At 70.1% G+C, this 12,864-nt stretch carries 12 protein-coding genes; 11 read left to right on the plus strand and 1 reads right to left on the minus strand.

What is annotated here, in order from left to right:
• Window positions 1–19 precede the first annotated feature (19 nt).
• The 11 genes from KM427_RS00585 (at window position 20) to KM427_RS00635 (ending at window position 11,153) form a co-directional block, all read left to right on the plus strand.
• The gene (locus KM427_RS00585) at window positions 20–553 is read left to right on the plus strand and encodes a hypothetical protein (protein ID WP_215525870.1); all 534 of its coding nucleotides are present in this window, start codon (window positions 20–22) and stop codon (window positions 551–553) included.
• Window positions 547–1,437, plus strand: coding sequence for a hypothetical protein (locus KM427_RS00590; protein ID WP_215525871.1), 891 nt, complete (start codon window positions 547–549; stop codon window positions 1,435–1,437). Before KM427_RS00585 ends, KM427_RS00590 begins: the two co-directional genes overlap by 7 nt.
• Before the next feature lie 507 nt (window positions 1,438–1,944).
• A complete protein-coding gene (locus KM427_RS00595; protein WP_215525872.1) occupies window positions 1,945–2,904 on the plus strand; it encodes a hypothetical protein in 960 nt (319 codons plus the stop codon).
• A 61-nt stretch (window positions 2,905–2,965) separates the two neighbouring features.
• Complete coding sequence (locus KM427_RS00600; protein ID WP_215525873.1) at window positions 2,966–3,187, plus strand: hypothetical protein; 222 nt, start codon at window positions 2,966–2,968, stop codon at window positions 3,185–3,187.
• On the plus strand, window positions 3,184–4,029 hold the full coding sequence (locus tag KM427_RS00605) for a hypothetical protein (protein WP_215525874.1): 846 nt from the start codon (window positions 3,184–3,186) through the stop codon (window positions 4,027–4,029). The genes KM427_RS00600 and KM427_RS00605 overlap by 4 nt, the downstream gene beginning before the upstream one ends.
• A 36-nt stretch (window positions 4,030–4,065) precedes the next feature.
• Complete coding sequence (locus KM427_RS00610; RefSeq protein WP_203048687.1) at window positions 4,066–4,359, plus strand: hypothetical protein; 294 nt, start codon at window positions 4,066–4,068, stop codon at window positions 4,357–4,359.
• Window positions 4,359–5,231 (plus strand): hypothetical protein, encoded by an 873-nt coding sequence (locus tag KM427_RS00615; RefSeq protein WP_215525875.1) that lies wholly within the window; start codon window positions 4,359–4,361, stop codon window positions 5,229–5,231. Before KM427_RS00610 ends, KM427_RS00615 begins: the two co-directional genes overlap by 1 nt.
• A gap of 1 nt (window position 5,232) precedes the next feature.
• Window positions 5,233–6,033: a hypothetical protein gene (locus tag KM427_RS00620; protein ID WP_215525876.1), complete on the plus strand. Its 801-nt coding sequence runs from the start codon at window positions 5,233–5,235 to the stop codon at window positions 6,031–6,033.
• Window positions 6,030–8,036, plus strand: a complete 2,007-nt coding sequence (locus tag KM427_RS00625) for a type IV secretion system protein (RefSeq protein ID WP_215525877.1) — start codon at window positions 6,030–6,032, stop codon at window positions 8,034–8,036. The genes KM427_RS00620 and KM427_RS00625 overlap by 4 nt, the downstream gene beginning before the upstream one ends.
• A 73-nt stretch (window positions 8,037–8,109) precedes the next feature.
• Window positions 8,110–9,615 (plus strand): SCO6880 family protein, encoded by a 1,506-nt coding sequence (locus KM427_RS00630; RefSeq protein WP_215525878.1) that lies wholly within the window; start codon window positions 8,110–8,112, stop codon window positions 9,613–9,615.
• A complete protein-coding gene (locus KM427_RS00635) occupies window positions 9,615–11,153 on the plus strand; it encodes a putative type IV secretion/conjugal transfer ATPase (RefSeq protein WP_215525879.1) in 1,539 nt (512 codons plus the stop codon). Before KM427_RS00630 ends, KM427_RS00635 begins: the two co-directional genes overlap by 1 nt.
• Before the next feature lie 99 nt (window positions 11,154–11,252).
• On the opposite strand, the gene KM427_RS00640 is transcribed toward KM427_RS00635, so the two are convergent.
• Window positions 11,253–12,650, minus strand: a complete 1,398-nt coding sequence (locus KM427_RS00640; RefSeq protein ID WP_215525880.1) for a peptide MFS transporter — start codon at window positions 12,648–12,650, stop codon at window positions 11,253–11,255.
• Window positions 12,651–12,864 lie beyond the last annotated feature (214 nt).

Consider the following 12,864-nt stretch of genomic DNA (forward strand, 5'->3'; position numbering starts at 1 on the left):
CCACTCCGCACTCGGGGGAGTGGCCCTCGCCCTGGCCCTGACCCTGTCGGGCTGCGGCGGCGACGACCCTGATCCCAAGGCTCAGGAGACCCCGAGCGAGTCGCCCTCGCAGACACCCACCAGCACGCCGACCGCGAAGACCCCCGAGGAGAAGGCGGCAGCCCAGCTGACGAGGTACCTCGAGGTGCGCGACCTCGCGCAGATCAAGCGAACGATCGACTTCAAGACCCTCAACCCGGTAGCGACGGGCGACGAGTTTCTCGAGCTGCAGGACACCGTGGTGGACATGACCCAGGCCGATGTCACCAAGACCGGGGAGTACGTCCACACGCATGGAGACCCGCGCGACCGCGGCAGCTCGATCGAGATCACGGACTGTGAGGACCGATCGGGAGTGACGGTGAAGGTGAAGGGCAAGGTGCGGACACCTGACTACAAGGCTCCGGATGGCAAGCCGCTCCGCAATCCGGTGCCGATCAAGTACACGCTCGTCAAGGACAAGGGATCGTGGAAGGTTTCCGAGTCCGATCTGCTCTGGGACCAGCCATGCTGAGGCGCATCCTTGCTCTGCTGGCGATGCTCGGCGCATCGCTCGTGATCGTCGTGGTGGTGGCGCCCTCGGCCAGCGCCGGCTGCGACGTCGACGAGGAGACCGGCGAGGTCGTCTGCGACGACGAAGACCCGGGCAATGGCGGGGGCGGAAGTAGCGACCCTGGCACCGGGGGCTCGTCGACCTGCACGTACGCGGGGAACGAGATCCCATGCACGGGCCCCGATGGTTCCGTCTGGAGCAGCAAGTACAAGTGCTGGATCGGTGAGCGCGGACCCGACGACCTGGTCCCGCCCGAGGGTCAGACCAAGGAGGACGGCTGGTGGCACGTCTGCTACTTCCCGCCGCCGGGGTCGTCGTGGGAGTACATGTGGATCGAGACCGGTGAGGTGGGGATCGACCCGGTAGTCCTCGCCCAGCGTGCGATCGCCTCGATGGACCTGGACCCGATTAGGATCGGCATCGTTCCCGAGTCCGGGGCCAACCGCGCCGGCCTGGTTGGCTTGCCGGTGTGGATGTGGGTCGACAGCCCCACCGACGACACCTTCGGGCCGATCACGGCATCGGCGAGCCAAGGGCCGGTGTCGGTAAGCGCGACCGCCAGCGTCTCCAGCATCGTGTGGGACATGGGTGATGGCACCCGGGTGACCTGCACCGGCAAGGGCACCCCGTATTCCGACCACTACGGCAAGCAGCCCTCGCCGACCTGTGGGTACCGCTACGCGGAGATGTCGTCGGACCAGCCCGACGGTGCCTACCAGGTGACCGCGACCAGCCACTGGGTTGTCGACTGGACCGGTGGCGGCCAGTCCGGAACCATCGAGTTCGACCTGACCACGGACCCCCGTCCGATCCGGATCGGCGAGGCCCAGGTGCTGACGCAGTAACCGCCGCCAGTCGGTAGCCGCGGCTCGAGCGGCCGCAGAAAACAGGTCCCCGTCCTCGGAGCAGGACGGGGACCTGTTTGCGTTCCTGGGTCGATCGAGGCCGGTTTGTGTCCAGTGCACGCCGTCGCCCGGTGAGGCGCCCCGTCCAAAGGGAAGAGCCCCAGGCGTCTCGGGTCACCTGGGGCTCTGGTGCCAAGTAGAGCACGCCCCGGCGTGGCCGCGCATGAGAACCGGAAACCGCCAGCGCGGAGAGCGCCGCCGTGGTCGCGGCGGTGCCTGGCTCTTGCGGTGACGTCGGCCGGCGCCGCTCAGCCGGCCGTTTCGAGGCCGCGCAAGGGGCCGCCCAGGAACTTCTTCAACTTTCGGGGGGACGCCCGCTGACCTGCGCAAACGTGCGTCTCCCCTCGGCGTCCCCCCTTGAAATCCGGGGTTTGGGGGGACGGATGCGGGGACGCCCGCTCGCGACCTTTCTGCCGTGCTCAGCCACGGACGAAAGGAGCGAGTGCGATGAGTGTGGGAGACCAGCTCGGCCTCGACGACAACAGCGAACTGCTCGACCAGGCCCGCCAGAAGTGGCCTTCCTGGGTGGCAGCGGATCCACGGCTCGGGGTTGTCGAGGAGTTCGACGACCTGCGGGCCTGGCTGCCCTCAGTGGAGAGCGCAGCCTCTGACGAGGTCCTCCTGGCGCTGGCCATGCTGACAGCCCCCGACGGTGGTGACGACATCGCGGCCGCGGCCGCGCTGGCCAAGTGCCTGCTGCCCGGCGCCTGCCGACTCGCGGGCTGGCTGAGCACGTTCCCGCCCCTGGAGGTCTTCCGGGACAGCCAGCCGGTCACGGCCGGCACCTGGTCGGCGGTCGAGCGGATCGACGAGCTGGTGGCCTCGCAGCTGTGGATCGAGGTCCGCACCTTCAAGTGGCGCCGGCTGCGCAAGGTCGCGGCCAACATCCTGATCAACACCCGAGTCGGTGTCCTGCGCGAGGTCGGCGACTTCTTCTACGTCTCCCGCGCCGACCGCACCTGGGGCAACACCACCCTCGTTGAGTCCTTCTCGTCTGGTGACCTCACTGCCGCCGACGGCGACGCAGGTGCGTGGAGCGCCACGGCGATGCCGACCGAACGAGTCGCCGGCGCGCTGTTCCACCGCCCCGAGATCCTCGCCGACGCCGGACCCGAGCAGGAGGAGCCCTCGGCCCCCGAGGAGCTCCTGGAGCTGCTCGCCTGGGCCTGCGACAACCAGGTCATCAGTCCCGCCGACCGCTACCTGCTGCTGTGCCTGGTCGAGGAAGCCGACCGGGTCGAGACCCGCAACATGGCCCGCGGCTACGGCGGCCTACTCAGCAACGAAGTCTCCAGCCGGGTCGCACCTCGCGTCGGGGTGTCCGAGGCCACCGTCCGCCGCCACGGCTCGCGCAGCATGCGCGCCCTCGCCGCGGCCGCTCCGAAGAAGTTCGGCCATGACGAATAGGCCCGGAAGTGATCTCTCCCGCCGCCCCACGACACATAGGCGACTGGAGGTGGTGAAGCCCATGACGAACACCCAGGACGACGGCGAGACCCGGACGCCGGAGGAGATCGCCGAGCTGTACGCGATCGCCGGCCGCGAGACCGAGGCGATTGAGCAGCTGACCGGCTGCGTCGCGCAGCTGCACGAGGTGCAGGCCGCCAAGGCCCAGCTGGCGACGCTGACCCCGGCCGAGGTCCGCGCCGCGCTCGAGTTCCGCCGCGGCGGCCTCGGCGAGGCCCGGTGAGCACCCAGACCTCGAGCCGCCCGGTCGGCGTCGACGAGCTCAAGCGGGCCTGGAACGCGGTGAACGCCGGCGAGTTCCGGACCGGCCCTGGCGCCGGCAAGGGCCCCCGCGGCCGCGGCACCGCCGCCGAGGACAACTGGACCCCGGCGGCGGGGGAGCACATCATCGCCGTGATCGGCTGCGCCGGTTCGGTCGGCGCTAGCACCGTCGCGCTGGCCACCGGCCTGGCCGCCGCCGCCCCGGTGCGGGTCGTCGAGTGCTGCTCGGTCACCGCCTCCGGGCTCACCGCGGCCAGCACCGCCGAGCTCGGGCTGCACCCGACCGACTGGCGGCAGGGCAAGCGCGAACACGTCCTGCTCGAGCGCGCCAGCGAGGTCCTCGCCGGCGTCGATGAGGTCCCGCTGCCCACCGAGGCCGCCGAGAACCAGCTGACCATCCTCGACATCGGCTGGGAGGCCGGCCAATTGCTGGCCACCGACTGCTGGCTCGCCGAGGCCGTCCGCACCGCGGACGAGATCGTCCTGGTCACCACCGCCACCGTCCCCGGGATGCGCCGAGCCTCGGTCGCGCTCGAACTGCTGGCCAACCACTGGCAGCCCGAGCAGATCGCCCTGGCCGTGCGCGGCCCGCGACGCAAGAAGTGGCCCCGCGGCCTCGAGCACGCCGGCGGCCCCGCCGTACGGCGCGCCCTGGCCAGCGACCGGTTCGTGGAGATCCCCGAGGACCGCGAGCTCGCGGTCAACGGCCTGGACTCCCGTCCCGTCCCGGCCCCCCTGATCTCGGCAGCGCGTCAGATGCTCGAGCCCGCACACCTGTCCGCGGACACCAGCGCAAGCGCCTGACCCACCGGGGTCAGCAACCAGAAAGGAAGTCCACCCATGGACGTCATGACCGCTGTTCTCCCGATGGCCGCCCAGGTCTGCCCGAAGGCACCCCCGGGTGCTGTCGGCCCCACCAACGAGATCACCAGCTACGTGCTGTGGGGCGTCATCGTCCTGTTCGGTCTCGGCATCATCATCGCGATCGGCGCGATCATCGCCGGCCGGGTGTTCTCGCTGCCGCACGCCTCCAAGGTCGGCGTGATCTCGGTGGTGGTGGTGTTCGCGTGCGCGATCGCCTACCTGGTCCTGCCCGGCATGCTCAACGGGATCCTCGGCAAGGGCTGCATCTGATGCGGCGCGCAGCCACGAAGAAGGCAGAGGGCACCACCGAGTGGGGCCGGCGCCGGCTGCTCGGCATCCTGGCCGCCGCCGTCGCCGTGGCTGTGCTCCTGCTGGTCGGCCTCGTCTACGCGGTGTACCTGGCGATCGCCGGCATCGGGGACGAGGCGAACGCGAACACCGGCGTGGCCACCGGCGAGACCGACCGCTCGACGGTGGCCCGCGGTGCCGCACACCGCGACGACATCGCGGCCGAGCCGATGCTGAGCGTCCCGCAGGGTGCGGCCTTCCCGGCCGAGACCACCGGCGCGAAGGCCCCCGAGATCAAGATCCCGGTCGGCACCGTCAACGGGCCCGCGTTTGTGATGGCCGGGTTCCCGCACACCCCGGAGGGCGCGATCGGCCAGCTCGCCCAGATCGACCTCGCGGTGCTGCAGTCGATGAGCCTGACCACCGCCGAGGAGGTCTACAACGCCTGGGCCCTGCCCGGTGGCGTGCGCGCCGAGGACTGGTGGATCACCGCCAGCGTCCGAGCGTTCCTCTCCAGCACCGGCATGGGCGAGGTCAAGGACCTCAGCGCCTCGGTCTCCCTCGAGCCGGCCGCCGCGCTGGTCAAGGGAACCGACGGCCCCGACTGGACGACGGTCTGCGTGCTGATGAAGGTCAGCGCGACCTACAAGTCGGAGGGCCAGATCGCCTTCGCGCACTGCGAGCGCATGCAGTGGGTCGGCGGCCGCTGGATGGTCGCCCCCGGCACCCCGCCGGCACCCGCACCCGCGACCTGGCCCGGCACCCAGCTCGCCCACGAGGCGGGCTGGCTCACCTGGTCCGCCGACGACACCACCGAACCCACCGACCCCGGCGACACGGAAGGGGAGCGCTGACATGCGCAACGACATGAGCAACCGGATCCACGGCCCGATGGGAGAGCCCCGCACCACCCTGCTGCGCGTGGGCGTGCTGGTGGTGATCGCCGTCCTGGTGGCCACCGCCGTGTGGCTCGGAGCGCGCAGTCGCAGCGACGACAACCGCGGCACCGACACGACCTCCGGAGACTCCTCGAGCCAGGGCGCGCAGAACATCTCGGTCGAGCAGGTCGCCCCGGAGACCGCTCCCGCCGACGGCGTCGTGATCCCGACCGGCGCAGAGCTGGTCGACGGCTATCCGACCCGGTTCCCGCAGAGCGACCTGGGCGCCGTCGCGCTGCAAGTCGAGGTCGCCAAGGCACAGCTCGGATTCGACTACGACCAGGCAGTCAGTGTGGCCGGCCTGTACGCCGACCCCGACGACAAGGCGGTCTTCGAGCAGCGCGCCCACGATGCCGTCGCGCTGCGCCGCCAGCAGGCCGGCGTACCGAAGGAAGGCGACGTCCCGCCGCCGGCGTCCTACGCCGTGACGCCGATCGCCTACACCCTCGAGCAGCTCGACACCGGCTATTACGCGGTGAACCTGCTCAGCTACGTCACCCTCACTACCGCCGGCGGCAAGGTCAGCGACGGCCTCTACGCCGGAACCCAGCTGATGCGGTGGACCGCGGTCGACGGCGTCGGGGACTGGCGCCTGGTCCAGGGCAGTGACGAGGACATCAACCACCTGGTCTCCGAGGGCCAGCCCAAGGCGGTCGCGCCGGGCACCCCTGAGTACAAGCAGGCCGGCTGGATCCCGATCAACGGAGCACCCCAGTGACCGCCGCCCTCGCCGCCCGGTTGACCCGGCTGGGGATCGCCACGCTGGCGGTCCTCGTCCTCACCACGCTCCTTGGTACCGCCACCGCGCTGCAGCCGCCCGCCGCGGCGGCCGCCGAGCCGGCCGCCAGCAGGGCCGGAAGCATGGTCGCCTCGGCGGCGGTCTCGCCGGTCGCGGCCGCCGGCCAGCTGCCGGCCCGCAACGTCAAGATGGGTTGCCCCGGCCCCGACGCGCTGTGCGACCTCGGCGGCGCCGCCGTCGACTGCGCCAAGGACCCGATCGACTGCGGCACGGACGCCGCCGGTGAGGTCAAGGACAACGCCGGCAACCTGCTCAACGGCGCCGGGGACGTCCTGGACGGCGCCGCCGGGCTGCTCCCGGACGGCTGCGGCATCCTCGACGCGATCTGCGACGGCGGACTCCCCGGGGTCGGCCTCCCCGGCGTCCCGGGCCTGCCCGGGATCCCCGGCCTCCCGAACGTGGGGGACCTGTTCGGTGGCGGCATCCCCGGCCTCGGGGACATCCCCAACCCGTTCGAGGCGATCGGGGACGTCATCGCCAAGGCCACGGCCGACGCCTGGACCGCTGCGATGCTCGCGGTCTGGAACTCTGGCCTGTTCGTGCTGCGCATCGTGCTCACGTTCAGCGAGCTGTTCCTGACACCCGACCTGCGCGCCGACGGACCCGGCAAGGACGTCTACGCCTTCGCCCTCTGGCTCGCGCTCGCCCTGGTGGTCATCTTGGCGATGGTCCAGCTCGGTGCCGCGGCCTTCAAGCGCGAGGGGAAGGGCCTTGCGCGGGCGTTCATCGGCGCCGGCCAGTTCGTCGTGGTGTGTGCGTGCTGGTTCGGCTACTGCGTGATGATCGTCGCGGCCTGCGGCGCGATCACCAAGGCGCTGATGAAGTCGCTGCTCAAGGTGCAGACCTGGCCCGACTGGGATCCGCTGGGCGGACTCGGCGTCGACGACATCACCGACGCCGGCGTGGCCACCGCGCTGGCCTTCCTCGGGATCTTCTTGTGGCTGGCCGCGATCGGTCACGTCCTGGTCTACCTGGCCCGCGCAGCGTCGCTGCTGGTGCTGACCGCCACCGGTCCGCTCTCAGCTGCGGGCCTGGTCTCGGACTTCACCCGCTCCTGGTTCTGGAAGTCGCTGCGGTGGTTCCACGCCGCGGCGTTCACCCCGGTGCTGATGGTGATGGTGCTGGGGATTGGCGTGCAGTTCGCCAACGGAGTCGCCGCCCACCTGGCCGACGGCACCGCCAAGGCCTTCGGCACCGCCCTGCCGTCGGTGATGACGATCCTGATCAGCGTCGTGGCACCCCTGGCGCTGTTCAAGCTCCTGGCCTTCGTCGACCCCGGCACCCCCAGCGGGGCATCGTTCCGGCAGGGCATAGCCATCCAGGGCGGCCTCCAGGGCCTGCTCGGCGGCGGCGGTGCCAGCGGTGGCTCGTCGGCCGCGTCGACCACGGACGCCAATGGCCGCTCCTCGGGTGAGCAGAGCGCCGAGGCCTCCACCGGCGACCGGTTCAACAAGTCGACTCAAGGCTTCCTCGGCAGCTTCGGCCCGGTCGGGCAGGCGCTGTCGACCGGCATGGGCTGGATCAACTCCGCCGGCGCCAAGGCCACCTCGCTGATGTCGGACGAGACGAACCAGACCGGTGTTGGGCAGAGCACCTTCGGACCCGACTTCAGCGGCATGGGTGGACGTCAGTCCGGAGGCCAGTCGGGCGGGCAGAGCAGCGGCACGCACCCCGGCTCGCAGAACAGCGGCGACGACCAGCCGCTGCCGACCCCGCCGACCCCGCCGACCCCACCGGCTCCGCCGACACCTCCGACACTGCCCACCGGCGGTGCACCTGGTGGCGGCTCGGGCGGTGGCCAGGGCGGTGCTGGGGGAGCCGGAGCTGCTCCCAAGACCCCGGCCGCCGGCGGTGGGGGAGCGGCCGGCGGGGCAGGTGGTGCCGGCGCGGCTGCCGGCGGGATTCCCCCGGTGGCGGTGTAGCGATGCGCCGCCCACTCCACCTCGAGCCCCTGACGACCAACCCCGACCTCATTGACCCGGAAGGAAGCCGACGATGACCGTCTACGCCGACTACCAGCGCGACCGCATCGGCTGGTTCTTCGGCCTCTCCGGAGGCCAGCTGATGTTCCTGGCGGTGGCCAGCCTGCCGGCGTTCTGGGCGATCAGCCGCGGAGCCTGGTTCTCCGCGTTCCTGTTCGCCCTGGTCTGGCTGTTCCTGCTGGCCATCACCGTGGTGCCGGTCCGGGGCCGCTCGGCCACCGGCTGGGTGTTCGCCTCGACGGCGTACGCCGTCGGCGGGCTGCTCGGCTGGACCTCGTTTAGGGCCAAGGCCACCCAGGGCCGCGGCGAGGACCTCGACACCCCCGACCTGCCCGGCGTGCTGCAGGGGATCCAGATCCACGACGGCCCGCCGCACGGCTCGCAGCTGCAGCGCGTCGCGGTCATCCAGGACCACGCGACCAAGACGTGGGCAGTCACCGCCGCGATCGTGCATCCGGGCATCGGCATGAAGGACACCGAGGAGCGCAACCGCTACGGCGAGGCGCTGGCCGGCCTGCTCGACGTCGCCGGCCGCACCGAGAAGGTCGACGAGATCCTCTTCATGGTCCGCACCGTCCCCGAGGACGGCGCCGAGCGCGACCTGTGGGTCAGCAAGCACCGCCGCGGCAACGCCCCAGAGCTGTCCGAGGTCGTCAACAGCGACCTGGCCCACGGCCTCACCCAGGCGTCGGTGCGCACCGAGACGTTCGTGACCATCGTCGTCCCCGAGACCCGGATCGCCCGGTCGGCCAAGGAGTCCGGCGGCGGCTTCGAGGGACGCTGCCGCGAGCTCTACCTGCTGATGGCCGAGATCGAGGCCCAGCTGCGCGGCCCGCTCGGGATGACCTCGGTCCGCTGGCTCACCTCACCGGAGCTCGCCCTGGCCTGCCGGACCGGGTTCGCTCCCGGCGACCGGGCCGGCATCGTCGAGGCCCTGGCCATGCGCGAGAAGGACCCGGGCGTGAACGCCGACGTCCCCTGGGCGATGGCCGGCCCGTCGGGTGCCGACGCGACGGTGCGGCACTACAGCCACGACGCCTGGAACTCGGTCAGCGCGACCATCAAGCTGCCCACCCGCGGGGTCGCGATGGGCGCCCTGGCGCCGATCCTGACGCCGAGCGAGTCCGGGGAACGGCGCTCGTTCGTGGTCGCCTACCCGATCGTGTCCCAGTCCAAGGCGGACCGGCAGTCCGGCAACGCCGAGTGGGCCGCCGACCTGGCCGAGGGCATGAACGAGAAGCTCGGCCGCAAGACCCGCGCCAAGCAGCGCGACGAGGCCCACAAGGCCCGCGGCCTGGACGCGAAGCTAGCCCGAGGCAACTCGCTCAGCCGGCCCTACGCGGTGTGCACGGTCACCGTCCCCGAGACGCTGCGGATCACCGAGTTCGGCCGCCGACTGGACGCTTCGGTCCGCCGCGCTGGGTTCGCGCCGCTGCGCCTCGACCTGGCCCAGGACGCCGGGTTCGCCGCCTCGACCATCCCGCTCGGCACGAGCCTGACCCGGAGCGGAGACGCCTGATGACCACCACCACGCGCCGCAACCGACGTGGCGGCCGCGACATGGCCGCCCTGCTGTCGGACTTCGGTCACGACCTGCCCCTGATCCCCGCTCCGTCTCCGGAGGCGAAGGAGTCCCGGATCTTCAAGTACGCCCCGCGCCGCGGGACCGCTCGTCGCGGCCGCGGCTGGGCGGCCGCGAAGGCCCCGGCGCAGGCCTGGCGGATGACGAGCGACCAGGCGCCGGTGTTCTGGCCGTTCGTCTCCGCACCTGCCCTGCCCCCGACCGGGGCACAGATGGGCGTCGACCAGCTCTCCGGCGGCAGCTTCTACTGCGACCCGTTCGGCTGGGTGCTGCGCGACGACGTGCCGGCCACCAACCCGAACATCTTCCAGTTCGCCAAGCCGGGCACCGGCAAGTCCGGCACCACCAAGGCGTTCTGCACCCGGATGATGCCCTTCGGCTACCGGACCCTGGTCCTGGGCGACCCCAAGGACGAGTACGAGTCGCTGTGCCGCGCGCTCGGTGTCGAGCCGTTCGTGATCGGCCCCGGCCTGCCCACCCGGATCAACCCGCTGGCCATGGGCCCGCTGGGGCTCGGCTGGGAGAACCTCTCGGCGGAGGAGGCGCAGCGGCGCACGACGATCATCTTCAAGCGGTGGCTGGTCCTGGTCCGCGGCCTGGTCGGCAGCATGAAGATCGACGACGAGCACCGGGTGCCGTTCGGCCCAGACGAGAGCGACGTCGTCCGCAACGCCCTGGCGATCCTCACCGGTTACGCCGTCGGCAACACCGTCCTGAATGAGACCACCATTCCGCGGCTGTGGGACCTGCTGCGCAACCCCACCGAGGACCTCGTCTGGGCGTGTGAGTACGGGAACACCCGCCAGTTCCTCGACGAGACCCGGCTGCTGCGCAACGCGCTCGGCGAGCTGGTCACCGGCACCCTGGCCGGCCTCTTCGACGACTTCACCAACATCGAGGTCGACTGGCGCGCCCCGATCCAGTCGTTCAGCCTCTCCCGGCTCGACGGCCTCGGTGACGAGGCCGTGGGCATCGCGCTGCTGTGCATGAACTCCTGGGGCCGCGGCCTGCGGGAGATCGCGGAACCGGGTGACCTGCGCATCGTCGTGCGCGACGAGGTCTGGAAGCAGATGCGCCTGGGCGTCTCCGCGGTGATGAGCTTCGACGCCGACCTGCGGCTCTCCCGCGGCATGGCGGGCAAGGGCGGCGACATCCAGTTCGCCAACCTCCACAAGCCATCCGACCTGCTCTCGGTCGGCGACGCCGACTCCCAGGCCGCGATGATCGCCAAGGACCTCCTCGAGCTGGCCGACATCAAGATCCTCGGGGGCCAGAAGCCGCGCGTCGCCCGCGAGCTCGACTCCATGCTCGGCTTCGGCCCGATCGCCCGGGACCTCGTCTCCGGGTGGGCGATGCAGGACAAGGGCCGAGCGCTGTGGTGCATCGGAGACGCGACCTACAAGGTCCAGACGGTGCTCCACGCGCTGGAGAAGCAGCTCTACTACACCAACAAGGCCATCGAGGCCGCTCTTTAGAAGTTCGCATGATCTTGGCTAACACCTGGGCGCCCGCGATTCGCCGAGTCGGACGACGGGTGCCCAGGTGCGTGGGCGCGGTGCAGTTGAGGGTCTTGCTCAGCGCCCGCTGTTCTCCGCAATGGTTCTCTTGATCCAAGGGATCGAAGCAGCGAATACGAGTGCCCCAAGGAATGCGAGGGCTCCGACAGTGAGAAAGTAGTCGGTCTCGTTCGTAGGTGAGTAGGACTTGCCTGCGATGCCGCCGAGCGATGATCCGAACGCGATCGACAGGAACATCAGTCCGACGGTTTGCGTCTGGTAGTGGATCGGTGCGAGTTTCGTGGCCGTCGAGAGTTGGACCGGCGCGACGAAGAGCTCCGAGATTGTGAAGAGGAACAGGATGCCCAGAATGGCCAGGGGCGAGACCGTCGGCCCGTGCTGGTCGGCGAGGGGCAGGAAGCAGAAGAAGGCGACGCTGATACCAATGAGCCCGAGCAGGAACTTCGTCGGCGCCGACGGCTGGCGGGTCTCGTCCATCGTCCACCAGCGTGCGTAGAGCGGCGCGAGGATGATCACGAAAGCTGGGACGACCGAGTTGAAGAACTCCGGCGGCAGGGTCATACCCAAGAGTTCGAGGTCTACGCGCGATGCGACGTAGACCTGGACAACTGTGAACTGCTGCTGATAGAGCGCGAAGAACAGCGCGCTAGCGAGGTAGAGCGGGATCAGGGCCGTCACTCTGCGACGCTCGGCGGTCGTGGTCTTCGGGCTGCGCAACATCGTGGCGAAGACTCCGGCGCTGATGACAGCCACAGCAACCGCTGTGACGTTCGGCAGGTTCGTGGGCGTGAGGCGATGGGAGACCACCGCGATTACTACCAGTGCCGCGAGTCCTGCGACCGCGAGGAGTCGCGACATTGCGTTGCCGCGCGGCAGGGGGTTCGGTACGCGCAGACCTTCAGGGCTGAGGCTGTTTCGTCCGACGGTGTAGACGATGAGGCCGATGGCCATTCCCACGGCCGCGGCGCCGAACGCGACGTGGAAGCCCATCTCCTTGCGAAGGAGACCCGTGAGCAACGGGCCGCCGAGCGCGCCGATGTTGAGGCCCATGTAGAAGAGCATGAAACCGGCATCGCGACGCTTGTCGTCGTTCTCGTAGAGGAGGCCGACCGAAGACGGCATGTTGCTGATCGTTCCGCCGGTGCCGATCACCAGAAGGCCGAGACCGACGATGAGTCCGGCCGTGCCGGGCAGAACAGCGAGCGCGAGGTGGCCGAGCATAATGCCGATCGCGCTGACGAAGACTGTCCGTTCGGGACCGAGAAGGCGATCGGACACCCAGGCGCCGACGATCGTGAAGCAGTACACCAGGGCGCCGTACGTGCCCACGATCGCCACGGCCTCTGCTGGCTGAAGGCCGAGGCCGCCCTCCTCGACGCTGAAGTAGAGGTAGTACAGGAGGACGACTTGCGTCCCATAGAACGAGAAGCGCTCCCACATGCCGATACCGGACATGGTGAGGAGTCCTCGAGTGACTTGGCCGCTTCGATGCTCAGCTGGCGTCAGGACGGTTGAATCCATAGCTCCTCCTGTTCGATTATCGCACGATAGTGCGATGACAAGAGAGATTAGGCCCACATTTTCCGAGAGCGCAAGGGCTTCAGGGTTGCAAGTTCGGCAGAATGGGGCCTACTGTTCAGACTGACGCACGCCCGTGCGATAAACGAAC

Origin of the sequence: Nocardioides sp. LMS-CY (assembly GCF_018732145.1) — a bacterium.
GTDB classification, from domain to species: domain Bacteria; phylum Actinomycetota; class Actinomycetes; order Propionibacteriales; family Nocardioidaceae; genus Nocardioides; species Nocardioides soli.